Annotated in this window: 26 protein-coding genes; 13 read left to right on the top strand and 13 right to left on the bottom strand. The window is 67.2% G+C overall.

What is annotated here, in order from left to right:
* Window positions 1-249: 249 nt before the first annotated feature.
* Window positions 250-1,125, top strand: a complete 876-nt coding sequence (gene mtnP / locus ABIC44_RS00805) for an S-methyl-5'-thioadenosine phosphorylase (protein WP_354293083.1) — start codon at window positions 250-252, stop codon at window positions 1,123-1,125.
* A 3-nt stretch (window positions 1,126-1,128) separates the two neighbouring features.
* Here the strand turns inward: mtnP and ABIC44_RS00800 are convergent, their stop codons facing one another.
* From ABIC44_RS00800 to ABIC44_RS00790, 3 genes are all read right to left on the bottom strand, one after another.
* A complete protein-coding gene (locus ABIC44_RS00800) occupies window positions 1,129-2,421 on the bottom strand; it encodes an MFS transporter (protein ID WP_354293082.1) in 1,293 nt (430 codons plus the stop codon).
* A gap of 40 nt (window positions 2,422-2,461) precedes the next feature.
* On the bottom strand, window positions 2,462-3,946 hold the full coding sequence (locus ABIC44_RS00795) for an alginate export family protein (protein ID WP_354293081.1): 1,485 nt from the start codon (window positions 3,944-3,946) through the stop codon (window positions 2,462-2,464).
* 106 nt (window positions 3,947-4,052) lie between these two features.
* Window positions 4,053-5,381, bottom strand: a complete 1,329-nt coding sequence (locus ABIC44_RS00790) for a dicarboxylate/amino acid:cation symporter (RefSeq protein WP_354293080.1) — start codon at window positions 5,379-5,381, stop codon at window positions 4,053-4,055.
* A 241-nt stretch (window positions 5,382-5,622) separates the two neighbouring features.
* Between ABIC44_RS00790 and ABIC44_RS00785 the strand changes: the two genes are divergently transcribed.
* The 5 genes from ABIC44_RS00785 to ABIC44_RS00765 all read left to right on the top strand — a co-directional run bounded on the left by ABIC44_RS00785 (window position 5,623) and on the right by ABIC44_RS00765 (window position 11,314).
* Window positions 5,623-7,380, top strand: coding sequence for a sensor histidine kinase (locus ABIC44_RS00785; protein ID WP_354293079.1), 1,758 nt, complete (start codon window positions 5,623-5,625; stop codon window positions 7,378-7,380).
* Complete coding sequence (locus tag ABIC44_RS00780) at window positions 7,377-8,693, top strand: sigma-54-dependent transcriptional regulator (RefSeq protein WP_354293077.1); 1,317 nt, start codon at window positions 7,377-7,379, stop codon at window positions 8,691-8,693. The genes ABIC44_RS00785 and ABIC44_RS00780 overlap by 4 nt, the downstream gene beginning before the upstream one ends.
* A 347-nt stretch (window positions 8,694-9,040) precedes the next feature.
* Window positions 9,041-9,346 carry a DUF485 domain-containing protein gene (locus tag ABIC44_RS00775; RefSeq protein ID WP_307098997.1) on the top strand — a complete coding sequence of 102 codons (306 nt, stop codon included), beginning with the start codon at window positions 9,041-9,043 and terminating at the stop codon, window positions 9,344-9,346.
* Window positions 9,343-11,046: a cation acetate symporter gene (locus tag ABIC44_RS00770; RefSeq protein WP_354293076.1), complete on the top strand. Its 1,704-nt coding sequence runs from the start codon at window positions 9,343-9,345 to the stop codon at window positions 11,044-11,046. The genes ABIC44_RS00775 and ABIC44_RS00770 overlap by 4 nt, the downstream gene beginning before the upstream one ends.
* Window positions 11,047-11,146: 100 nt before the next feature.
* The gene (locus ABIC44_RS00765; RefSeq protein ID WP_307098993.1) at window positions 11,147-11,314 is read left to right on the top strand and encodes a hypothetical protein; all 168 of its coding nucleotides are present in this window, start codon (window positions 11,147-11,149) and stop codon (window positions 11,312-11,314) included.
* A 24-nt stretch (window positions 11,315-11,338) separates the two neighbouring features.
* Here ABIC44_RS00765 and ABIC44_RS00760 read toward each other — a convergent pair whose 3' ends face one another.
* Window positions 11,339-12,649 (bottom strand): MFS transporter, encoded by a 1,311-nt coding sequence (locus ABIC44_RS00760; protein WP_354293075.1) that lies wholly within the window; start codon window positions 12,647-12,649, stop codon window positions 11,339-11,341.
* A 114-nt stretch (window positions 12,650-12,763) separates the two neighbouring features.
* On the opposite strand from ABIC44_RS00760, the gene pgsA reads away from it, so the two are divergent.
* From pgsA to ABIC44_RS00745, 3 genes are read left to right on the top strand one after another with little or no spacing between them, the layout of a single operon-like run.
* Window positions 12,764-13,318, top strand: coding sequence for a CDP-diacylglycerol--glycerol-3-phosphate 3-phosphatidyltransferase (gene pgsA, locus ABIC44_RS00755; RefSeq protein WP_309702493.1), 555 nt, complete (start codon window positions 12,764-12,766; stop codon window positions 13,316-13,318).
* Complete coding sequence (gene moaD / locus ABIC44_RS00750) at window positions 13,318-13,575, top strand: molybdopterin converting factor subunit 1 (RefSeq protein ID WP_354293074.1); 258 nt, start codon at window positions 13,318-13,320, stop codon at window positions 13,573-13,575. Before pgsA ends, moaD begins: the two co-directional genes overlap by 1 nt.
* Window positions 13,572-14,015, top strand: coding sequence for a molybdenum cofactor biosynthesis protein MoaE (locus ABIC44_RS00745; protein WP_307098984.1), 444 nt, complete (start codon window positions 13,572-13,574; stop codon window positions 14,013-14,015). The genes moaD and ABIC44_RS00745 overlap by 4 nt, the downstream gene beginning before the upstream one ends.
* A 60-nt stretch (window positions 14,016-14,075) precedes the next feature.
* Here the strand turns inward: ABIC44_RS00745 and ABIC44_RS00740 are convergent, their stop codons facing one another.
* The 3 genes from ABIC44_RS00740 to ABIC44_RS00730 form a co-directional block, all read right to left on the bottom strand.
* Complete coding sequence (locus tag ABIC44_RS00740) at window positions 14,076-14,678, bottom strand: fasciclin domain-containing protein (protein WP_354293073.1); 603 nt, start codon at window positions 14,676-14,678, stop codon at window positions 14,076-14,078.
* Window positions 14,679-14,791: 113 nt separating this feature from the next.
* Window positions 14,792-15,418, bottom strand: a complete 627-nt coding sequence (locus ABIC44_RS00735) for a fasciclin domain-containing protein (RefSeq protein WP_307098980.1) — start codon at window positions 15,416-15,418, stop codon at window positions 14,792-14,794.
* A 48-nt stretch (window positions 15,419-15,466) separates the two neighbouring features.
* Window positions 15,467-16,369, bottom strand: coding sequence for a hydrogen peroxide-inducible genes activator (locus ABIC44_RS00730; protein ID WP_307098978.1), 903 nt, complete (start codon window positions 16,367-16,369; stop codon window positions 15,467-15,469).
* A gap of 154 nt (window positions 16,370-16,523) precedes the next feature.
* Between ABIC44_RS00730 and ABIC44_RS00725 the strand changes: the two genes are divergently transcribed.
* Window positions 16,524-17,069: a peroxiredoxin gene (locus ABIC44_RS00725; protein WP_307098974.1), complete on the top strand. Its 546-nt coding sequence runs from the start codon at window positions 16,524-16,526 to the stop codon at window positions 17,067-17,069.
* Window positions 17,070-17,190: 121 nt separating this feature from the next.
* Window positions 17,191-17,712: an alkylhydroperoxidase, AhpD family gene (gene ahpD / locus ABIC44_RS00720; protein WP_307098971.1), complete on the top strand. Its 522-nt coding sequence runs from the start codon at window positions 17,191-17,193 to the stop codon at window positions 17,710-17,712.
* A gap of 51 nt (window positions 17,713-17,763) precedes the next feature.
* On the opposite strand, the gene ABIC44_RS00715 is transcribed toward ahpD, so the two are convergent.
* The gene (locus ABIC44_RS00715; RefSeq protein ID WP_387430957.1) at window positions 17,764-18,531 is read right to left on the bottom strand and encodes a sulfite exporter TauE/SafE family protein; all 768 of its coding nucleotides are present in this window, start codon (window positions 18,529-18,531) and stop codon (window positions 17,764-17,766) included.
* 151 nt (window positions 18,532-18,682) lie between these two features.
* Here ABIC44_RS00715 and epsC point away from each other — a divergent pair, with 151 nt between their 5' ends.
* Window positions 18,683-19,366, top strand: a complete 684-nt coding sequence (epsC, locus tag ABIC44_RS00710) for a serine O-acetyltransferase EpsC (protein WP_309695629.1) — start codon at window positions 18,683-18,685, stop codon at window positions 19,364-19,366.
* Window positions 19,366-19,698 (top strand): DUF2794 domain-containing protein, encoded by a 333-nt coding sequence (locus ABIC44_RS00705; RefSeq protein WP_354293072.1) that lies wholly within the window; start codon window positions 19,366-19,368, stop codon window positions 19,696-19,698. The genes epsC and ABIC44_RS00705 overlap by 1 nt, the downstream gene beginning before the upstream one ends.
* Before the next feature lie 70 nt (window positions 19,699-19,768).
* Here the strand turns inward: ABIC44_RS00705 and ABIC44_RS00700 are convergent, their stop codons facing one another.
* The 5 genes from ABIC44_RS00700 to pstA all read right to left on the bottom strand — a co-directional run bounded on the left by ABIC44_RS00700 (window position 19,769) and on the right by pstA (window position 23,605).
* Window positions 19,769-20,119 (bottom strand): hypothetical protein, encoded by a 351-nt coding sequence (locus ABIC44_RS00700; RefSeq protein ID WP_307098963.1) that lies wholly within the window; start codon window positions 20,117-20,119, stop codon window positions 19,769-19,771.
* Window positions 20,120-20,231: 112 nt separating this feature from the next.
* Window positions 20,232-20,924 (bottom strand): phosphate regulon transcriptional regulator PhoB, encoded by a 693-nt coding sequence (gene phoB / locus ABIC44_RS00695; RefSeq protein WP_307098960.1) that lies wholly within the window; start codon window positions 20,922-20,924, stop codon window positions 20,232-20,234.
* Between the two features lie 13 nt (window positions 20,925-20,937).
* The gene (gene phoU / locus ABIC44_RS00690; RefSeq protein WP_307098958.1) at window positions 20,938-21,621 is read right to left on the bottom strand and encodes a phosphate signaling complex protein PhoU; all 684 of its coding nucleotides are present in this window, start codon (window positions 21,619-21,621) and stop codon (window positions 20,938-20,940) included.
* An 11-nt stretch (window positions 21,622-21,632) separates the two neighbouring features.
* Window positions 21,633-22,397, bottom strand: a complete 765-nt coding sequence (gene pstB / locus ABIC44_RS00685) for a phosphate ABC transporter ATP-binding protein PstB (RefSeq protein WP_502959811.1) — start codon at window positions 22,395-22,397, stop codon at window positions 21,633-21,635.
* Window positions 22,391-23,605 carry a phosphate ABC transporter permease PstA gene (pstA, locus tag ABIC44_RS00680; RefSeq protein ID WP_354293067.1) on the bottom strand — a complete coding sequence of 405 codons (1,215 nt, stop codon included), beginning with the start codon at window positions 23,603-23,605 and terminating at the stop codon, window positions 22,391-22,393. The genes pstB and pstA overlap by 7 nt, the downstream gene beginning before the upstream one ends.
* Window positions 23,606-23,609: the final 4 nt, after the last annotated feature.

Here is a 23,609-nt window from a genome sequence, read left to right as displayed (position 1 = left end):
TGCGGCCTTATCCCTGCGCCGTCAAATTCAACTGCACCGCGTCGTGTCGTTTATGCAAAATGCGTAATCCAGGGGAATTGCATGACTTGAACGTCATGAGGTTCGGGGAGTTTCACGGCCGGTCCAAATTTCCGCCTTTCGGGCCGTCGCCGCTGGTGGCTTCGGCATGCGGACAGGGGGATCGCCGGCCACCCCTTTGCTTTGCGACCCGGAGCGCCTAACCGGCCCGTCATGGAACAGGAGCAGGGCATGACGGGCTGGACGATCGGGGTCATCGGCGGATCGGGTCTGTATGCGATCGACGCGCTGCAGGATGTCGAGCCGCTGGTGATCGACACGCCCTGGGGCGCGCCGTCGGACACGCTGGTGCGCGGGCGGATCGGCGCGGTGCGGTTCGTCTTCCTGCCCCGCCATGGCCGGGGGCATCGCCTGTCGCCGACCGAGGTCAATGCGCGCGCCAATATCCATGCCCTGAAGCTGGCGGGCTGCACCGACATCCTCGCCATCTCGGCCATCGGGTCGCTGCGCGAGGAACTGGCGCCGGGCCGTTTCGTCGCGGTCGACCAGTTCATCGACCGGACGGTGCACCGCGACACCAGCTTCTTCGGCGCAGGCCTTGTCGCGCATGTCTCTATGGCGGACCCCGTCTGTCCGCGCCTGTCGGCGCTGGCGGCGCAGGCCGGGGAGCGCGCCGGGGCGTCGGTGACGCATGGCGGCACCTATCTGGCGATGGAGGGCCCCCAATTCTCGACCCGTGCCGAAAGCCTTCTCTACCGCCAATGGGGCGCCGACGTCATCGGCATGACCGCCATGCCCGAGGCCAAGCTCGCGCGCGAGGCGGAGCTGCCCTATGCGTTGATCGGCATGGTCACCGATTATGACTGCTGGCGCGAGGACGAGGCGCATGTCGAGGTCGACGCGGTGCTGGCGCAACTGGCCCGGAATGCGGCGACCGCGCGGGGGCTGGTGACGGAACTGGCGGCCTTGCTACCTGCGGAGCGGACCGCGTCGCCGATCGATACGGTGCTCGACCAGGCGCTGATCACCCATGGTTCGCATATCGACCGGGCCAAGGCCGACAGCCTCGGCCCGATCGTGTCGCGCGTCCTGGCCGCGCGGGGCTGAGGATCAGTCCTCGACGATCTGGCTGTGATTGCGGGTGTCGCGCATCCGCAGATAGACGATCAGCGAGACGCCGATCATCGCGGTGACATACCAGTAGAAGCCCTGTTCGAACCCGGCCTTCTTGAACAGCAGCGCGACCGACTCGGCCGTGCCGCCGAAGATGGTGTTGGCCAGCGCATAGGGCAAAGCGACGCCCAGCGCGCGGATATGCGCCGGGAACAGCTCGGCCTTCACCACCGCGTTGATCGAGGTATAGCCGGTCACGATGATCAGCGCGATCATCACCAGCGTGCCCGCCACCATCGGATCGCGCGTCGTCGCCAGCGTCGAGAAGATGGGATAGGTGAACAGGACGCCCGCGATACCGAACGCGACCATCAGCGGCTTGCGCCCGATCCGGTCGGACAGTCCGCCCGCCACCGGCTGGAGCAGCATGAAGACGAACAGCGTGACGGCGTTGATCTGGCTGGCGACCTCGCGGCTGAACCCGCTGGTGTTGACCAGGAACTTCTGCATGTAGATCGAATAGGCATAGAAGGCGAGGGTGCCGCCCGCCGTCAGCAGCATCACGGTCAGCGTCTCGCGCGGGTGCTTGGTAAACAGCTGGATCAGGCCCGATTGCGGCGCGCCGTCCTTCTTGACGTTCTCGAAGCTCTTCGTCTCGGCCAGCCCGCGCCGAATATAGAAGACGACGACCGCCAGCACCGCGCCCAGCGCGAACGGCACGCGCCAGCCCCATTCGTCCAGCGCCGCCTCCGAAAGCGTCGCCTGCAGGATCAGCAGGACACAGATGGCGAGCAACTGGCCCGAGATCAGCGTGACATATTGGAAGGACGAGAAGAATCCGCGCCGGTCCTTGCCCGCCATCTCGGTCAGATAGGTCGCGCTGGCGCCATATTCGCCGCCGACCGACAGGCCCTGCATCAGCCGCGCCAGGACGAGAAGCGCCGGGGCGGCGATCCCGATCGTGGCATAGCCGGGCGTCACCGCGATGATGAGCGACCCCAGGCACATCAGCGTGACCGAGAGGCTGAGCCCGGCCTTGCGCCCCTTGCGATCGGCATAGATGCCCATCACCCATGCGCCGATCGGCCGCATGATGAAACCGACCGCGAAGACCGCCGCCGCGCTCAGCAGCTGCGCGGTGCGGTCTTCGGACGGAAAGAAGTGCGGCGCGAAATAGAGGGTGAAGGCGGAGTAGACATACCAGTCGAACCATTCGACGAGATTGCCGGTCGAGCCGCCGATAATGGCCTTCAGCCGCTCGCGCCCGGGGTCGGCGATACTGGTGGTCATGTCATACTCCCTTTGGTTGCATCTTGCCCGCGAACGATCCTCAGAAGCGGAAGCTGAGCCAGCCGGCCCAGAAATCCGAACTCTTGAGGTTGGCGCGTTGCATCACCGTGTCCGCCTTGAAATGTTCGTACCGCCCGGTGAACGAAAAGCGCGGCGTGATGGTCCACACCGCCTGAAGGCGGGCGACCTCGCCGATCTTCTTGCCCCGGACATTCTGGGTTCCCGCCCAAGGGGCACCGCTGGCGCGATAGACCGCGTCGAACTCGTCGGGACGCCAGGCAAAGCCATATTCGGTCGCCAGCCGCACGCCCTTGATCGGCGTGAACGTGAAGTTCGGCGCCGCGTACAGCAGGTTGGTCGGCGTCAGGAACAGGCCGTAGCTGTAATAGATATTGTTGCCGAACAGGCCGTTGGTCGTGTTCAGCTCGCCGGTCCGCTGATAGGAACCGCCGCCCGAGCCATAGTCGAAATGGACGCCGACGCGCGGGGCATCGGGCTTCTTGCCCAGGCGATAGGTCTGCGCGATGAACGCCTGCCACGCCGAGATCGGGCGGTTGGCGAAGGTGCCGCGCTGGTTGTTGACCGTCCAGTCGATATTGACCGGCCCGGCATCGCCATAGGCATGCAGGCCCAGGAAATAGCGTTCCTCCAACCTGGTGGTCGGCCCCCAGACGGCACGACGGTTGCGCAGCCGCCAGATGAAGGGATCGAGATAGAGCTTCGATCCGCCGAACAGCTTGGGCGACAGGCGGAAGCCGAAGGTCGCGCCGGTGAAGCGCACGTCCGGGTTGGTCTTGTCGTCGCTGATGCCCTGGAAGCCATAGGTGACATAGTTCAGGTCGAACACATCGACCCGCGCGTCCTTGCCGCGGGCATAAGCGCGAACGCCGTCCAGCACGAAATAAAGGGTGTTGTTGTCACGGCCTACGGTCAGAAGCTGCGGCCCGTCGTAAAATTCCTGACGGCCCGCGCGCACGCCGACATCCAGGCCCAGCGCCTTGCCCTTCACCTCGGCGAACAGCTGCTGCACCGCCAGCTTGTTGCGCAGGTTGCCGCCCGGCGTGCCCAGGTTGATGCCCTGAAGCTCGGCGCGGCCCAGTTCGCCGAAGACGCGGAAATGGTCGCCCAGATGGACGTCCGCGCCACCGATGATGCGCGCAATATCCTGCCGCTGCTGCTCGACCTCGCGAAGATTGGGATTGGTCGTGATGTTGACCCGCGTGCGCAGCTCGCCCGAGAAGGTGACATAGGACTTGCCGTCCTCGGTCAGCTTCACGCATTTGAGCGCGTCGATGACATCGTCCCGCTTGGCGGGGTCGCACATCTTGCGCCAGTCCTCGGCCCAGCGCGACTGGTTGTACCCGCCGGCGGTGTTGCCGTCCCCCGACGCACTGGCCGGATAGGCGGTGCTGGCGGGACTGGCGGGTTCGGATGCCGCCCTGGGGGTGACGGTCTGCGCCGCCACCGGGGACGCGGCGAGCCCCGCGGTCATTATGGCCGTACCGGCAAGCCAACGAAACTTCATGAAATACCCCCCTCAATCAAACCACTTTGCCAAGACGATGGCGGCCCTATCGCACCCAGGTAAACAAATGACCCGGCCGATGGGAGCGGCCGGGCCTGTACCGGGATCAGGCGATGACGGGCCGGGCGGCGGGATCGGGGAGGACGGGGGTGCCGTTCAGCGCGGCGTCGAGCGCGTCCTTGTCGAGGGCATTCTCCCAGCGGGCGACGACGACCGTCGCGACAGCGTTGCCGATGAAGTTGGTCAGGCTGCGGCATTCCGACATGAAGCGGTCGACGCCCAAAATCAGCGCCATGCCCGCGACCGGCACGTCCGGCACGATCGACAGGGTGGCGGCCAGGGTGATGAAGCCCGCGCCGGTGACGCCCGCCGCGCCCTTGGACGAGAGCATGGCGACGAGGAGCAGGGCCAGCTGCTGACCGAGCGACAGATCCACGCCGCAGGCCTGGGCGATGAACAGCGCCGCCAGCGTCATGTAGATGTTGGTGCCGTCGAGGTTGAACGAATAGCCGGTGGGAACGACGAGGCCGACGACCGACTTTTCGCAACCGGCCTTCTCCATCTTCTGGAGCAGGCTGGGCAGCGCGGCTTCCGAAGACGAGGTGCCCAGAACCAGCAGCAGCTCCGCCTTCAGATAGCGGATCAGCTTCAGGACCGAGAAGCCGTTGGCGCGGGCGATGGTGCCCAGCACGACGACGACGAACAGGATCGAGGTGAGGTAGAAGGTCGCGACCAGCGCGCCGAGATTGACGAGGCTGCCGACGCCATACTTACCGATGGTGAAGGCGATGGCGCCGAAGGCCCCGATCGGCGCGGCACGCATCAGGATGCCGACCAGGCGGAAGATGACGACGCTGAGCCGCTCCAGGCTGGTCAGCAGCGGACGGGCGGGCTCGCCGACCAGCGCCATGGCCACGCCGAACAGGATTGCGACCATCAGCACCTGCAGGATATTGCCCTGGGTGAAGGCGCTGACCAGCGTGTCGGGAATGATGCCCAGCAGGAAGCCGGTGACGGTCGTGTCATGCGCCTTGGCGGTATATTCGGCGATCGATCCGGCGTTCAGCGTGGCGGGATCGATGTTCATGCCCGCGCCCGGCTGGACGACATTGGCGACGATCAGGCCCACGACCAGCGCGAAGGTCGACACGGTGATGAAGTAGAAAAAGGCCTTGCCGGCGACGCGGCCGACCGAGCCCAACTCGCGCATGCCCGCGATGCCGGTGACGACGGTCAGGAAGATGACGGGGGCGATGATCATCTTCACCAGCTTGATGAAGGCATCGCCGATCGGCTTCAGCGACTCGCCGAAGGACGGCCAGAAATGGCCGATGATCGCGCCGAGCGCGATCGCGAAGAGAACCTGGACATAGAGATGGGACCAGATACGCGCCCGGCGGGGCGCCTCTGCCACGGCATAATCCTGAGCGATCATGACTTTAGGACATCCTCTGCAAAAAAGGGCCGGACGCGGTAGGCCGCGCTTCCGAATTGCCGTGAGTGTGCGGGATGCGAACCGGCATTACAAATTTTCCGGATGAGTATCTAACGCGTTGTAAAAGAATGATATAAGTCGAGATGGCCGGAGGCGTAGCGCGAAAATCCGCATGGCGCTCGGTGGTGGGTTGCGATATTCCGCACATATGCCGCCGACATGGTCCGTCATCCGTCTGTATATGCAGCGCTATGCGCTGCCCTTGATCGGCGTGCTGGTCCTGACCATCGCGGCGGCGGCGGTCCTGCGGGTCTATGCGCATCGCCAAGCCGTGGCGGAGCTGCGCGCCGAGGCCGTCCGCGTGGCCCGGCAGGAAGAGCGGCTGCTCAACAGCGAGTTGCAGCGCTTTCGCCTGCTTCCGATCGTGCTGGTCGAATATCCCGATGTCGGCGCCGCGTTGCGCAACGGATCGGTCCGCGCGGCCGAGCGGCTGAACGAAAAGCTGCGCGGGCTGGCGGAGCGGACCGGCGCGCCCGTCATCTATGCGATCGACCGGCGGGGGCGGACCATCTCGGCCTCGAATGCAGGCCAGTCGGACAGTTTCGTCGGGCGGGATTACAGCTTCCGCCCCTATTTCCGGCAGGCGATGCGCACCGGCACTTCCGAATATTTCGCGCTGGGCAATACCAGCCTTCGCCCTGGCCTCTTCCTCGCGCGGCGGATCGGCCCCGCCTCGGCCCCGGACGGCGTCGTGGTGGTGAAGGTCGAATTCGCCCGGATGGTGCAGGCCTGGGCCAGCGACGCGGGCCAGACGCTGCTGCTCGACGAGCATGGCGTGGTGGTGGTCACGACCGATCCGCGCGCGGTCTTCACCCTGACCCGCCCGCTCACTGCCGCGGCGCGGGCGGCGATCCGCCAGAGCCAGCAATTCGGCGACATCCTGCTGCGTCCCGGCCCCTTTCGCATCAGCGGGGGGGACGCGACCGACCGCGACGGTGCGCGCTATGTCGCCGGGACCACGGCGGCGCCGCTGCCACGCTGGCGGCTGGTCCATGTCCTGCCGTCGCGTCCCGCGCTCAAGGAGGCGGATGGCTGGGTCCGTTCGGCGACCGCGCTGATCGCGGTCGGGCTGATCGGTCTGACGCTGCTGGCGATCTGGCGCCGCACCCGCGCCGAACGCGCGGCACTGGCGCGCGAGGCGCTGGAGCAGGAGGTCGCCCGCCGCACCGCCGAGCTTCGCGCGACCAACGACCAGCTGACCGTCGAAATCTCCGAGCGCATCCGGGCGGACCAGCGGTTCCGCGCCGCGCGCGAGGAACTGGCCCAGGCCAATCGGCTGGGCTCGCTGGGATCGATCACCGCAGGCGTCGCGCACGAGATCAACCAGCCGGTGGCGGCGATCCGCACCCTGGCTGACAATGCCCGCACCTTCCTGACCCGCGACAGGCCCGACCGGGCGGCGACCAACCTGGCGACCATCGTCGAGCTGACCGAGCGGATCGGGTCGATCGTCCAGGAGATGCGCCGTTTCGTCCGGCGGGGCACGCATGGCATCGGTGCGGTATCGCTGAACGAAGTGCTCGACGGCACCATGTTGTTGATCGGCGACCGTTTCCGCACGGCCGGGGTTGCATTGGAGCGTCCCGGCGGCGGCGCGCTGCCACGGGTGGTGGCGGGGCGGGTCCGGCTGGAGCAGGTGCTGGTCAATCTGCTCCAGAACGCGCTCGACGCCGTGGCGGACCGCCCGGCCCCGCGCGTGCGGCTGACCGTCAGCGAGCAGCCGGACGGGGTGGACCTGATCGTCGAGGATAACGGGCCGGGCCTGGACCCCGCTATCGCCACCGAGATTTTTACCCCCTTCGTCACCGGCAAGCCCGACGGGCTCGGTCTGGGACTGGGGATCGCAAGGGATATCATGACGGAGTTTGGCGGCATGCTGGAGGTCATCCCCTCCACACTGGGCGGTGCGGGTTTCCGCATCCGGATGCGCCGGGCATGAGCGATACGCTGCGCGTCCTGCTGGTCGATGACGACACGGTGCTGCGCCAGGCGCTGGCCCAGTCGTTCGAGCTGGCGGGGATCGATGTCGAGCCGCATGGCGACCCGCTGGCGGCACTCGCGCGGATCGATGCCGATTTTCCGGGCATGGTCGTCTCCGACATCCGGATGCCGGGGATCGACGGGATCGAACTGGCCCGGCGGGTCGCGGCGATCGACAGCGAGATCCCCGTGATCCTGATGACCGGGCATGGCGACGTGCCGATGGCGGTCGCCGCGCTGAAACAGGGGGCGTTCGATTTCGTCGCCAAGCCCTTCGCCGCCGATCACCTGATCGCCAGCGCCGAGCGCGCGCTGGAGATGCGGCGGCTGGTACTGGACAATCGGCGGCTGCGGCTGGCGGCGGAGGAGGCGCAGGGGGCCTATCCGCTGATCGGCGAAACCCCGGTGATGATGCGGCTGCGCGATACCGTGCGGCAGGTGGCACAAGCCGATGTCGACGTGCTGATCGAGGGGGAGACGGGGACCGGCAAGGAACTGGTCGCGCTCTTGCTCCACCGCTGGAGCGGGCGGCGGACGCGCCCCTTCGTCGCGGTCGACTGCGCGGCCTTGCCCGAGGCGATCGCCGAGGACGAACTGTTCGGCCAGGCGCATGGCCGGACGCCGGGCCGGATCGCGGCGGCGCATCGCGGCACGCTGTTCCTCGACGAGGTGGACAGCATGGCGCCCGCCCTGCAGGGCCGGATGCTGCGCGTGGTCGAGGAGCGCGAAGTGCGCGCCATCGGTGCCGAGGACCCCCAGATCCTCGACCTGCGGATCGTGGCCGCCGCCAAGTCCGACCTGGCGCGGGCGGTGGACGAGGGACGGTTCCGCGCCGACCTTCTTTATCGGCTCGACGCAGTGCGGTTGCGGGTGCCGCCGCTGCGGGAGCGGCGCGCCGATGTGCCGCTGCTCTTCGCCCATTTCCTGCGCGAGGCGGCCGAGCGTTTCGGCCGCCCGGTGCCGATGATCGACGGCGCGATCCAGGCCCGGCTGTTGTCGCACGACTGGCCGGGCAATGTCCGCGAGGTGCGCAACTACGCCAATCGCGTCGCGCTGGGCCTGTCGGGCGAGGGACAGGTGGAGGGCGATCCGCTGCCGCTGCCCGAACGTGTCGAGCGGTTCGAGGGGGCGACGATCCGCGCGGTGCTGGAGGAAGCGGCGGGCGATGTCCGCGCCGCGCTCGCCATCCTGGGCATTCCGCGCAAGACCTTCTACGACAAGGTCGCGCGCCACGGCATCGACCTGAACGCCTATCGGCCCCAGCGAAGCTAGGCTGGACCGGCATTCAGTATCGCCTCTCCCCTCTCCCCTGGACAGGGGAGAGGGTTAGCGAAGCTTGCCAGCCTGCTGGCTAGCGCAGCTTGGGTGAGGGGTTAAGCGAGCCCAAAGACTCGCGCGCTCGCGGAGCGAGCGCCCACCCCTCACCCAGCTCCGACTAGGCCTTTGCTTTCGCAAAGACCAAGTCTGCGCAACCCTCTCCCCTCTGCGAGGGGCGAGGGACGGAAAGGCATCGCTGAATGGCGATCGGCCCTGGCGCCATTCCCGCTTGACGCCGACCGGGGGGCGGGGGAGCATGGTCCCGACGCCGGACGCAATCGGCGCAGGGTTAGGAGAATGCCATGGAGGATGCCGCCAGCCGTCTGGCGCGTGACCCGCGCTATATCGCGCTCGTCCGCAAGCGAGGTCGTTTCACCACCATCCTGACGATCGTCATGCTGATCGTCTATTTCGGGTTCGTCCTCACCATCGCCTTCGACAAGGCGCTGCTGGCCCGATCGATCTCGGGTGGGGCGACATCCTGGGGCATCCCGGTCGGGCTGGGGGTGATCGCGCTCGCGATCCTGCTGACCGGCTTGTATGTCTGGCGCGCCAATCGCGACTTTGATCCGGTGATCGACGCCCTGCGTGCGGAGGAGAGGGCATGAGGGGGCGGGGGCTATGGCTCGCCGTGCCGCTGGCGTTGCTGCCCCTGTCGGCGGCCCATGCCCATGCGATCGGCCCGGCGGTGCAGCAGGCGACCAACTGGACCGCGATCGGCATGTTCGCGGCCTTTGTCGCGCTGACCCTGGCGATCACCCGCTGGGCTGCGCGGCGGACGCGCACGGCGTCGGACTTCTATACGGCGGGGGGCGGCATCACCGGCTTTCAGAACGGGTTGGCGATCGCGGGCGACTTCATGTCGGCGGCGTCGTTCCTGGGCATCTCGGCGCAGATCTATGCCGATGGCTATGACGGGCTGATCTATTCGATCGGCTTTCTGGTCGGCTGGCCGATCCTGCTGTTCCTGATGGCCGAGCGGCTACGCAATCTGGGGCGGTTCACCTTTGCCGATGTGGCGTCGTTCCGCTTTGCCCAGACCCCGGTGCGGATGGTCGCGGCCTGTTCGACCCTGATGGTCGTGCTGTTCTATCTGATTGCGCAGATGGTGGGGGCGGGGCAGCTGATCCGGCTGCTCTTCGGCCTGCCTTACGGCTATGCCGTGGTCATCGTCGGCGTGCTGATGACCTTCTACGTCCTGTTCGGCGGGATGACCGCGACGACCTGGGTGCAGATCGTCAAGGCGATGATGCTGCTCGGCGCGGCCAGCTTCATGGCGATCGCGGTGCTGGCGCGGTTCGGCTTCAGCCCCGAGGCGCTGTTCGCGCGCGCGGTCGAGGTCAAGACGGCGCTCGCCGCGCTGGCCGGGGCGGGGCCCGACGAGGCGGTGACGAAGGGCCGGGCGATCATGGGGCCGGGCGGGTTCATCAAGGACCCGATCTCCGCCATCTCGATCGGCGCGGCGCTGATGTTCGGGACCGCGGGCCTGCCCCACATCCTGATGCGCTTCTTCACCGTCCCCGATGCCAAGGCGGCGCGCAGCTCGGTGCTGTGGGCGACGGGGTGGATCGGCTATTTCTATATCCTGACTTTCGTCATCGGCTTTGGTGCGATCGTGCTGGTCGCCACCGACCCGGGCTTCCTCGATGCCGATGGCGCGCTTCGCGGCGGCAGCAACATGGCCGCGATCCATCTGGCGCAGGCGGTCGGCGGCAACCTGTTCCTGGGCTTCATCTCAGCGGTGGCGTTCGCGACGATCCTGGCGGTGGTCGCGGGGCTGACCCTGTCGGGCGCCTCGGCGGTCAGCCACGACCTTTATGCGACCGTCGTCAAGAAAGGGCAGGCGGATTCGGCCTCCGAACTGCGCGTGTCGCGCATCACGGTGCTGGTGCTGGCGGTCGTCGCCATCCTGCTGGGCATCCTGTTCGAGAAGCAGAATGTCGCCTTCATGGTCAGCTTGGCCTTCGCGCTGGCGGCATCGGCTAATTTCCCGGTGCTGCTGCTGTCGCTGCTCTGGTCTGGGTGCACGACGCGCGGCGTGGTCGTGGGCGGGGTGGTCGGCCTGTCGACCGCGCTGGTGCTGACCATCCTGTCACCCGCCATCTGGGTGAAGGTGCTCGGCTATGACGCGCCGATCTTCCCTTATGGATCGCCGACCATCTTCTCGATGCCGCTGGCGTTCCTGACCATCTGGCTGGTGTCGATCACCGATCGCAGCGGCCGCGCGGCGGTCGACAAGGCGGGCTATCCGGCCCAGCGCATCCGCTCGGAAACCGGGATCGGCGCGGCGGCGCCGCAGGATCACTGATCGAGCCTGTCCCCGCTGTCTTCAAATGGGGCAGCGGGGACGGTTCCGGTGCGGCATGGACCCGTGCCCCAATGGTCAACAAAACGTTAACGTCCATGCCATGAGACGCCGCCTTGTCCTGACCAACGAAGCCGCCCGGCACCCCTTCCGACGGTCGCTGCCGCCCGTGCCGCCCGCGCGCAGCCGCCGGGACGACGATCAGGACATTCGCCTGTTCGTGCTCAGTTTCACCGCCTTCTTCATCTGCTTCTACAGCTTCCTGTTCTGATCGGCCGCCATTTGCCGGGCGGGATCAGCCCGGCTGGACGCACCCATCGTCGCAGGCGCGGTGGAGCCGGAGCGCCAGCCAGGCGGAAATCAGGCACATGCCCGCCACGACGAACAGCATATTCTCCGGCGTGACGCCCATCGCGCTGATCCCGAAGACCGCCACCGAGCCGATCGTCATCGCAAAGCAGTTCACGATGTTGTTCGCCGCGACGGTGCGCGCGGTCTGGTCCTTTTCGACTGTGGTGGTCAGGAAGGCATAGAGCGGGACCACGAACATGCCGCCGGTCGTCGCGATGGCGAGCAAGGTGGCGAGGATGCCGATCGCGCGCGGCTCGGCGAGGAAGGCCTGCCAGCTATACAGCCCGCCATCGGGTGCCGGCGTCCAGTTGCGGCACAGGACCGAGAACAGGACGACGAACGCCCCCATCGCGATGACCGAGATCGGCGAATAGCGCGCCGAAATCTCGCCCTTCAGCATCGTGTTGATGACCACCGATCCGATCGCCACCCCGACCGAGAAGATCGCGATGGCCAGGCTCGCCACCTCCTTGTCGGCGGTCAGGACATTCTTCACCAGCGGCGGGAAGACGATGATCAGCACCGCGCCGATCGTCCAGAAGAAGCTGATCGCGATGATGGCCAGGAACAGGCGGCGGATATGCAGCGTCGCCGAGATCAGCCGCCAGGATGCGGTGAAGGGGTTGTAGTTCAGCTTGAGCGGCGGTCCCTCGCGCGGGGCGGGGGGCACCTGCCGCCCGGTGAACCAGCCCAGCACCGCCACGACGATCACACCGCCCGCCGCCGCCTCGACCGGGATCCATCCGGCCGCGACCGTGCCCAGCAGGATCGCGAGATAGGTCCCCGCCTCGACCAGCCCGGTGCCGCCCAGAATGTCGTCGGGCTCCAGATGCTGGGGCAGGATGGCGTATTTGATCGGCCCGAAAAAGGTCGAATGGACGCCCAGCGCCAGCACCGTCCCCAGCATCAGCGCCAGCCCGATGGTGCTATGCCCCGATCTGGCGATCAGCAGGCCCGCCGCGCCGACCAGCATGATGCCGATCTCGACCGTCTTGACGATGCGGATGATCCGCGCCTTGTCATGACTGTCCGCCAGCTGTCCCGACAGTGCCGAGAGGAAGACGAAGGGAAGGATCGATGCCCCGGTCGCGGCGGCGTTGAAATAGGATTCCGACGTCGCATCGGTGAAGATCGCATAGGTCGCGAACAGCACCATCGAGGTCTTGAACAGATTGTCGTTGAAGGCGCCGAGAAACTGGGTGGCGAACAGCGGCAGGAACCGACGCCGCTTGAGAAGCCCGAGGGCATTGAGCATAACGAAAAATGGCCCGATCGTGGCAACAGAATGGCAGCAACATAACCATCCGGCGGGCCATCGCCAACCGCTTAAAGCGGTTTGTCATGGGCAGGCTTGTCGTTAGAAGGCCTTATGCTGACGCTGCCCAACCTGTTGACACTCTCGCGAATCCTGGCCGTGCCGCTTCTGGCGGGGCTGTTGTGGCAACCCGAATGGGCGCTGGGCTATGCCATCGCCTTCGCGCTCTACTGCCTGATGGGCATCACCGATTATTTCGACGGCTATCTCGCGCGGGCCAAGGGCACGGTGTCGAAGCTGGGCGTGTTCCTCGACCCCATCGCCGACAAGATCATGGTCGCTTCGGTGATCCTGGTGCTGGTCGCGGTGCAAGTGTTGAGCGGGATCAGCGTCGTTGCGGGCCTCGTCATCCTGTTGCGGGAAATCGCGGTGTCGGGGCTGCGCGAATTCCTGGCGCAGTTGCAGGTGTCGGTGCCGGTGTCGCGGCTCGCCAAGTGGAAGACGACGTTGCAGTTGATCGCGCTGGGCGGCCTGATCCTGGGCGGGGCGCTGCCCGGATGGCCCTGGCTCCACCTGGCGGCGCTGGCCGCTTTATGGGGCGCGGCGGTGCTGACGCTCGTCACCGGATGGGACTATCTGCGCGTCGGCCTCAAGCATATGGATAGCTGATGCCGCTCACCATTCTCTATTTCGCCTGGGTTCGCGAACGGATCGGCCTGTCCGAAGAGACGGTCACCCCGCCGCCCGAGGTCGCGACCATGGCCGATCTGATCGGCTGGCTGGCGGCGCGGGGCGGCGGCTATGCCGAGGCGCTGGCCGAGCCGGAACGGCTGCGCGCGGCGGTGGACCAGAATTTCGTCGCGCTCGATACGGCGATCGGTCGGGCGTGCGAGGTCGCGATCTTCCCGCCGGTGACCGGCGGATGATCCGGATCCTCGTATCACGCGATCCCATCGACCTGGCGGCCGAGGCGGCGCGCGTCGAGCAGGCGGAGGTGGGCGCGGTCGCCACCTTTTGCGGTCTGGTCCGCGCGGACGACGGGGTCGACCGGCTCGAACTCGAACATTATCCCGGCGCGACCGAGGCCGCGCTGGACAGGATCGCCCATCTCGCCAAGGCGCGGTGGTCGTTGCAGGCGGCCACCATCGTCCACCGCGTCGGGCCGATGCAGCCGGGCGAGCGGATCGTCTTCGTCGCGGCGGCGGCCCCGCATCGGCGCGATGCGCTGGACGCCTGCGCCTATCTGATTGACCGGCTCAAGACCGATGCGCCGTTCTGGAAACGCGAGACGCGGGGGGCGGACGCCCGCTGGGTCGAGGCGCGCGACAGCGACGGGGCGGCGGCCGCGCGCTGGGACGACATCTGATCGACACGAAAAAGGCGGAGCCGCAGCCCCGCCTTTCCGATCGTCCCCGAGGGGGAGGGATCAGCCGATCTTCGGCACGCTGATGCCGTTGGTCAGATGGACGACGCCGTTGGTCGCCGCCACGTCCGCCTTGTCGACATAGGCCTTCTGGCCGTTCACGTCGGTCAGCATGATATTGCCGTTCGGCCCCAACTGCGCGGTCAGCGGCTGTCCGGCAAGCGTCGTCAGCGTCGCGGTGCCGTTGCCTGCGGCGATCTGCTGCTTCAACTGCTCGGCGGTCAGCTTGCCCGAGACGACGTGATATTTCAGGATCGTGGTCAGCGCCGCCTTGTTCGCGGGCTGGCTCAGCGTGTCGAGCGCGCCGGCGGGCATGCGGCTGAACGCCTCGTCGCTGGGGGCGAAGACGGTGAAGGGGCCGGGACCCGACAGATCGGCGGCCAGACCCGCCGTCGTGACCAGCTTGGCCAGGGTGCTGCGGTCGGGCGTGGCGGCGAGGACCTGAACGACGGTGCCGGTCGCGACCGGGGTGGCCGGAGCGGGCTGGGCCGGAGCCTGGGCGGGGGCCGTGGCCGTCGGCGCGGTCTGCGCCGTCTGGGCGGTGGCGGCGGTGCCCGCAGCGACCATCGCGGTGGCGGACATCAGGATGGCAAGGGTCTTCGTCATGAAAGCATATTCCCGTCTATGGGCGGCGGAGCACACATGGGGGCCCACGCCGCGTGGAAGGGCAGGACATCCGAACCGGTTGCGAAACGGACGTCCCGTCGAGGGTAACGCACTTAATCCAGTTTTGGCACCAACACACCGTTCACGATGTGGATCATGCCGTTGGCCTGACGCATGTCGCCCGCCTCGATATAGCTCTTGTTGCCGCCGCCATCGGTCAGGGTGATGACCGACTGGGTCATGCTGAGGGTCAGCGGTTCGCCCTGCGCCGTCATCAGCGTGGCGGTCCCGCCGCCCGCCGCGATACGCCGTTGCAGCTCGGTCACCGTCACCACCCCCGGCACCAGGTGATAGCGCAGCACGCGGACCAGCGAGGCCTGGTTGGCGGGCTGGAGCAGCTGCGCCTCGACACCGGGGGCGAGCCGCCCGAACGCCGCATTGGTCGGCGCGAACAGCGTGAAGGGGCCGGGGCCCGCCAACGTGGTCGAGAGCGAGGCCGCGCGAATCGCCGCGACCAGCGACGAGAGCGACGGCGTCGCGGCCGCATTGTCCAGGATGGTGCGGGTCGGCGCCATCGGCCGGTCGGCGACGAAGGGCGCCTCCTGCGCCGGCGCCGTGACCGCCGTGGCGGAGGGGGCGGCGGGCGCCTCTCGCTCGTCCCGTCCCCGCCCGCAGGCGCCCAGCATCACCAGAGCCGCGATTGGCAGGGCCGCCAGCATGCGCTTCGCTGGATGGGTCATGGGCCAAAACTCCTTTGCAAATCGATGGGTGTCGATGAACGCGATCGATCAGGCCGCTTCCGCCAGCACCTGGGCGAGCAGCCGGAAATCCTTTTCGCGCGGGCTCGCCCGGCGCCAGACCAGCGCGATCTTGCGCACGGCATTGTCGGCGTCGAGCGGCCGCGCGGTGATGTTGGTATTGTCGAGGATACCCGACCGCAGCGCCATTTCGGGCAGCATCGTCATGCCCAGCCCATTGTCCACCATCTGAACGATGGTGTGGAGCGAGGTGCCCAGCATCGTCGCCTCGGCCCGCAGCTCGGGGCGATTGCACGCCGCGAGCGCATGGTCCTTGAGACAATGCCCGTCCTCGAGCAGCAACAGCCGGTTCTCGTCGATCGCCGACGCCGGGAAGGCGGGCGGCGGGCTGTGATCCTCGTCGGTCGGGAAGGCGACGAACAGCCGGTCGTCGAACAGCGGCTCGGCGGTCACCTCGCCACAGGCGAAGGGCAGGGCGAGCAGCACGCAGTCGGTGCGGCCATTGTGCAGCCGCTCGCAGGCGGGGCCGCTGGGCTCCTCGCGCAGGAACAGCTTCAGGTCGGGAAAGTCGCGGCGGAGCCGGGGCAGGATGCGCGGCAGCATGAAGGGCGCGATGGTCGGGATGACCGACATGCGCATCTCTCCCGACAGTGGACGTCCGGCGGCGCGCGCCATGTCGCCCAGCTCGTCCGCCTCGCGCAGCACCCGGCGCGCCTTGTCGGCGATCCGCTCGCCCAGCGGGGTGAAGCGCACCACGCGCCGGGTCCGCTCGACCAACGTCACGCCGATCAGCGTTTCCAGCTCGCGCAGGCCCGCCGACAGGGTCGACTGGGTCACGAAGCAGGCGTCGGCGGCCCGGCCGAAATGGCCATGGTCCTGCAAGGCCACGAGATATTGAAGCTGTTTCAGGGTCGGTAGATAGGTCGCGGCCATTGATCGTCTCAGTCGATTGCCATGTGACAAATAGCTTGTTGGATCAAAGGCGCCAGTCCCCATATCCGTCGGTACAACGAATACAGGCGGTCGAACCGCCGATCGTGCGAGAGGATGGCTGGAGCCGAATTTCTAGAGAAGGAGGCACATTGCCATGTTGACCGTTGGAGACAAGCTCCCCGCATTCACCGTTCCCGTCCAGCAGGGCACCAGCGCGCTGCCCGCCGGCGAGACGATCAGCGACACGTCGTACGAGGGCAAGTGGAAGGTCCTGTTCTACTGGCCGAAGGACTTCACCTTCGTCTGCCCGACCGAGATCGTCGGCTATTCCGAGCTGAAGGGCGATTTCGAGGATCGCGACGCCGTGCTGATCGGCGCGTCGACCGACACCGCGCACGTCCACCTGGCATGGCGCAAGTCGGACCCGGATCTGGCCGCGGCCGATTTCCCCTGGATCGCGGACAATGGCCGCGTGCTCGCCGACGCGCTTGGCATCGTCGACAAGAATGAGCATGTCGCCTACCGCGCGACCTTCATCATCGACCCCGACAATGTCATCCAGCATGTCACGATCAACGGCCTGAACGTCGGCCGCAACCCGGCCGAGACGCTGCGTGTCCTGGACGCGCTGCAGACCGACGAGCTGTGCCCGTGCAACTGGAATAAGGGCGACGACGTCCTCCAGCTCGCGGCCGAGTAATCTTCGCGTCGGGGGGCGCCATCGTCCCCCGGCCCATCTTCCAGACGCCCCGGCGAGGGTCGTCGGTCCCATGCGATCGACGGCCCGGACTGGGGCGTCGCATATCTGGAGCATCCCATCCATGTCGCTCAAGGAATTTGCCGGGCAGCTGCCCGATTTCGCCAAGGACATCCGCCTGAACGTCGGCTCGCTGATCAACGAGCCGGTGCTGAACGACCAGCGCAAATACGGCCTGCTGCTCGCCTGTGCGCATGGCTCGGGCCACAAGCCGCTCGTCGAGGCGGCGGAAGCCGAATGCGCCCCCAAGCTGTCGGCCGAGGCGGCCAATGCGGCGCGCGCGGCGGCCGCGGTGATGGCGATGAACAATGTCTATTACCGCTTCACGCACCTGGCCGGGAACCAGGAATATCGCAACATGCCCGCCAAGCTGCGCATGAACGTGATCGGAGCGCCCGGCATCGACAAGATCGATTTCGAGCTGTTCAGCCTCGCGGTGTCGGCGATGAACGGCTGCGGCATGTGCATCGACGCGCATGAGGCGGTGCTGAAGAAGGCGGGCGTCACGGCGGAGGTCATCCAGACCTCGGTCCGTATCGCGGCGGTGATGCAGGCGGTGGCGACCGTCCACGCGGCAATCGCCTAACCGGTCGAGGGGCGCGCCGGCATGGGCCGGGCGCCCCATCGCTCTTACAGGTCAGCCCTTCATGGCCTGATAGAAACCCCAAAGGCTGGTCAGGGTCAGGATGACGCCAACCAGCGTCAGCAAGACCCGCGCGGGCACGCGCTTGGCCAGCATCGCGCCGAACGGCGCGGCGCAGATGCCGCCGATCAGCAGCCCGACCGTCGCCATGGTGAACGCCTCCCAACCCAGCTGGGTGATGAAGGTTGCCGAGATCGTCGCGGTCAGGAAGAATTCGGCGGTGTTGACCGTCCCGATCGTCGTCCGCGGGGCCGCGCCCTGGGCCAGCAAGTTGGAGGTCACGACCGGCCCCCATCCGCCGCCGCCCGCCGCATCGAGAAACCCGCCGAGAAAGCCCAGCGGCTCGACCACCTTCGGCTCGCGGCTATGCGCCTTGTGCCGCCAGGCACGGATCAGGAGATAGACGCCGATCGCGGTCAGATAGGCGAGGATGAACGGCTTCACCACCGCCGCATCGATATTGGACAGGACATAGGCGCCCAGCGCGCCGCCGATGACGCCCGGAATCATCAGCCGCAGGAACAGCCGCCAGTTGACGTTGCGGTGAACCGCATGGCTGATCCCCGATACGGCGGTCGTGAAGGTCTCGACGCTGTGCACCCCCGCCGACGCGGCCGCCGGGGGAACGCCCAAGCTGATCAGCAGGGTATTGGAAATCACCCCGAACGCCATGCCCAAAGCGCCATCGACCACCTGGGCGGCAAAGCCGACGCCGATAAAGGGCAGGATATGGATCCATTCGCTACTGGTCGGGTCCATCATCTCTCCTTACCCTGTGACGCCCGGCCCATGCCGTGCCCGAGGCGTGGCTGCAACAAAGATAGACTTTGTCGCGTCCGCCAAGGTTCCACGCCTATCTGGAATTCAGGAAAAGCCGTGCTTAAATGCCGGTATCGCATCTGGGGACATGCTCATGCCGAGCCGATTGGCCGCTTATCTCGATTCGATCCGGGCTCGTGACCCCGCTCCGCACTCGCGTGCCGAGATCCTGCTCTATCCGGGCGTCTGGGCCCTGGCGGGGCACCGGGTGGCGCATCGGCTCTATCGGTCACGTGCCTTCTTCCTCGCGCGGCTGGTCAACCATTTCACCCGCTTCCTGACCGCGATCGACATCCATCCGGGTGCGAAGATCGGGCGGAATTTCTTCATCGACCATGGCTTCGTCGTGATCGGCGAGACGGCGGAGATCGGCGACGACGTCACCATTTATCAATGCGTGACGCTGGGCGGGACCAGCCCCGACAATGGCGTGGCGGGCAAGCGCCACCCGACGCTGATGGACGGCTCGATCGTCGGATCGGGTGCGCAGGTGCTCGGCCCGATCACGATCGGCCCGCGTGCGCGGGTCGGGGCTAATGCGGTCGTCACCCGCGACGTGCCCGAGGGTGCGGTGATGGTCGGTATTCCCGCAAGGCCGACGATGGTCGAGGGCGGCGCGGCGCCCGAGAAGCGCTTCGTCCCCTATGGCACGCCCTGTTCGGAGGTGTTCGACCCCCAGACCCAGAAGATCGAGATGCTGCGGTGCGAGCTGGACACGCTGCGGCGACAGCTCGACACGCTGCTGGCCGAACAGAATATCGAGCGCGACCGCGCCTGATGGAGATCGTCCCGTTTCCTAAGACTCCAGTGCAGGTGGGGTTCGAGCGTGCCGAGCTGAACCGCATCCTCGACCTGTATGGCCGGATGGTCGCGGCGGGACACTGGCGCGACTATGCGATGGATCTGGGGCGCGACGCCGCGATCTTCTCGGCCTTTCGGCGCACCGCCGAGCGGCCCGAATACCGGATCGAGAAGCGCCCGGCGCTGCGCAACCGCCAGGGCATGTGGGCGCTGATCGGCGAGGCCGGAGCGGTGCTGAAGCGCGGGCATGAGCTGGGGCCGGTGCTGGCGCCGGTCGAGCGCCGCCTGATGAAGCTGGTCGAGGAATAGCCGCTCCGACAGCAAAACGCCGACCCTCGCGAGAGGATCGGCGCTTCGTCGGAGCAATCGGGTCAGGCGATCACTTGCCGCCGCGCTGGCGACACTGGTCGAACTGGCCCTTCTTGCAGATCGGATAGCTCTTCAGCGCGGCCGGGGCCGGATAGGCCTGTTCGGGGCTCGGCGCCTGCTTGAAGATGACCGGCACGCCGGGGGCGGGGGGCGACGCCATCGGCGGCTGCGCGGGCTGATAGCCGCCCGGCGTCTCCGTCCCGGCCGAGGCACTGGCCTGCATCGAGGCGTCGGCCGACGCGGTGGTGCCGGTCTGTCCGGTGCTCGCGCCGGCCTGGGCCGTGGCGTCCGCCTGGGTGGTCGTCTGGGCGAGGGCGGGGGCTGCCATCAGCGTGGCGGCCGCCAGAATTACGAGCTTCATGCGAATCTCCTGTTCAGAAGCGCAAGTGCGTTAGCGCGGTGGATTGAACGCCCCACCCGCGACTTGGCTCCATCGTTTCGGACCCGGCCCAATTCTGACGGCCCGTTCACGTTCAGCCCCCGGCGTCGAGCGAATAGCCCGCCGAGCGCACGGTGCGGATGATATCGGGCCGGTCGCCGACATTGATCGCCTTGCGCAGACGGCGGATATGGACGTCGACCGTCCGGCTCTCGATATCCGAATCGTGACCCCATACCGCGTCGAGCAGCCGCTCGCGCGAGAAGACCCAGCCGGGATGTTCCAGGAAATGCTTCAGGAGGCGGAACTCGGTCGGCCCTAGCGAGACGACCTCGCCCGCGCGGCGGACCTTGTGACCGACCGTGTCCATCTCGATATCGGCATAGGTCAGCGCCTCGCCCGCCAGCGCCGGGCGTACGCGGCGCAGCACCGCGCCGACGCGCGCGACCAGTTCGCGGGGGGAAAAGGGCTTGGTGACATAATCGTCCGCACCCGTCTCCAGCCCGCGCACCCGGTCCTCTTCCTCGCCGCGCGCGGTCAGCATGATGATCGGCACGTTCGCGGTCTCGGGCGAACGGCGCAGGCGGCGGCAGACCTCGATCCCCGAAATCCCCTCGACCATCCAGTCGAGCAGGACGATGTCGGGCGTGCTCTCGCGCGCCAGCAACAGCGCCTCCTCGCCGTCGGGCGTGTGGGCGACCTCGAAATCCTCGCGCTTGAAATGGAAGACGAGCAGTTCCGCCAGCGCGGCATCGTCTTCGACCAGCAACATCTTTACCCGTGCCATGGTGCCTGTTCCCTCAAGAAGGCCAAGTACCGCCGCGATCCCGCTCACCCATCTGGGTACCGGTGGCGGCGAAATAGACCATCTCCGCGACGTTCGTCGCATGGTCGCCGATGCGTTCGAGATTCTTGGCGATGAACAGCAGGTGCGCGACCTGTCCGATCGTCTTGGGATTCTCGACCATATGGGTGACGAGCGTGCGGAAGATGGAATCGTAGAAATCGTCGAGTGCGTTGTCGCTGTCGCGGACCCGGACCGCCGCCTCGGCATCGCGCGCGGCAAAGGCGTCGAGCACGTCATGCACCATCGCCGAGGCGATCTTGGCCATGGCGGGCAGGATGGAGACGGGCTCGATCCGGTCCTCGCTCTCGATCATCGGCACGCGCTTGGCGATGTTCTTGGCATAGTCGCCGATCCGCTCGACGACGCTGGCGATCTTCAGTGCGGCGACGACCTCGCGCAGGTCGTTGGCCATCGGCGCCCGCAGCGCGATGGTGCGCACCGCCAGCCGCTCGACCTCCGCCTCGATCAGGTCGATCGCCTTGTCGTCCTCGCGGACCTTGCGCGCCAACTCCAGGTCGGAGCGTTGCAGCGCGCGGATCGCATTGGCGATCGCTTCCTCGGCCAATCCGCCCATCTGGCTGATCAGCCCGCGCAAGCGGCCGATATCGTTGTCGAATGCCTTTACGGTGTGGTCCATGATCCTCGTCCTCAGCCGTAACGGCCGGTAATATAGTCCTTCGTCCGCTCTTCCTTCGGGTTCGTGAAGATGTCGGACGTCTTCCCGTACTCGACGAGCGTGCCGAGATGGAAAAAGGCGGTGCGCTGCGACACGCGGGCCGCCTGCTGCATGTTGTGGGTGACGATCGCGATGGCGTAGCGGCCGCGCAGGTCGTGGATCAGTTCCTCGATCCGCGCGGTCGCGATCGGGTCGAGCGCGCTGCACGGCTCGTCCATCAGGATCACCTCGGGGTCGACCGCGATGGCGCGCGCGATGCACAGACGCTGCTGCTGCCCGCCCGACAGCGCGGTGCCGCTTTCGGACAGCCGGTCCTTCACCTCGTTCCACAGCCCGGCACGGGTCAGCGAGCGCTCCACGATCATGTCGAGTTCGCCGCGCGACGTGGCCAGCCCGTGGATGCGCGGACCATAGGCGACATTCTCGTAGATCGATTTGGGGAAGGGGTTGGGCTTCTGGAACACCATGCCGACGCGGGCGCGCAACTGCACCACGTCCATCTCGGGCGCATAGATGTCCTGCCCGTCCAGCCGCACGTCCCCCGACACCCGCGCCGAGGGGATGGTGTCGTTCATCCGGTTGAGCGTGCGCAGGAAGGTCGACTTGCCGCAGCCCGACGGGCCGATAAAGGCGATGACGTGATCCCGTTCGACATCGATCGAAATGTCGTGGATCGCCTGCTTGGCGCCGTAGGACACGCTGACGTTGCGCGCGGTTATCTTGGGAATGCTCACCAGCGTGTCTCGAACCGATTGCGGAGGTAAATGGCCAGCCCGTTCATCGCGAGCAGGAAGACGAGCAGGACGATGATCGCCGCCGAGGTCTTTTCGATGAAGCCGCGATCGACCTGATCGGACCACAGGAAGATCTGCACCGGCAGCACGGTCGCCGGATCGGTCAGCCCCTGCGGCGGCGCGGCGATGAACGCGCGCATGCCGATCATCAGCAGCGGCGCGGTCTCCCCCAATGCACGGGCCATGCCGATGATCGTGCCGGTCAGGATGCCTGGCAGCGCGAGCGGCAGGACATGGTGGAAGATCACCTGCACCCGCGAGGCACCGATCGCCAGCGCCGCGTCGCGGATCGACGGCGGCACCGCCTTGATCGCGTTGCGCCCTGCGATCACGATGACCGGCATCGTCATCAGCGCCAGCGTCAGCCCGCCGACGAGCGGAGCCGAACGCGGCAGCCCGAACGTGCCCAGGAACACCGCCAGCCCCAGCAAGCCGAAGATGATCGACGGGACCGCCGCGAGATTGTTGATCGACACCTCGATCAGGTCGGTCCAACGGTTCTTCGGCGCATATTCCTCCAGATAGAGCGCGGCGAGCACCCCGATCGGGAAGGCGAGCGCCAGTGTGACCAGCATGGTCAGCAGCGATCCCTTGGCCGCGCCCCAGATGCCGACGCGGGTCGGATCGGTCGCATCGGCGTCGGTCAGGAAGGTCAGGTTCCACCCGGTCGACAGGACGCCGCGGGCCTTGAGCCGCGCGACCACCGCCTCGGCCTCGGGCGTGCCTTCGCCCTTGGCGGCGACGTCATAGGCGCTGGCGACGGGCAGCGAGAAGCGCGTGGTGCCGCGCAACAGCGCCGGGTCCGCCTTGACCGCATCGCGCACCACGATCCACGCACCCGGCGACAACAGGTCGGTGCCGTCGGCGCCGAAGGCCAGGGTCGCCGCGCCGTCGACCGCATGCTCCAGCCCCGCACCCGCCAGCGCGAGGTCGGCACCGCGCCCCTTCAGCCGCGCGGGCTCGACCGGCAGTTCGGCGGCGGCCAGGTCGACGGGCAGGGTCACGCGCGTCTGGGTAAAGCCGCCAATCCCCTGCGCCACCATGGTGATCAGCAAAAAGGCCAGGAACGCCGCCGACAGGGCGACCGCCGCCATGCCGATCAACCGGAACCGCCGCTCCGCCGCATAGCGACGGCGCAGCCGGCGCGTCATGGCG

The organism is Sphingomonas sp. 1185 (assembly GCF_040544655.1).
Classification (GTDB): Bacteria; Pseudomonadota; Alphaproteobacteria; order Sphingomonadales; family Sphingomonadaceae; genus Sphingomonas.
This window is presented reverse-complemented; position numbering and strand designations above follow the sequence as displayed.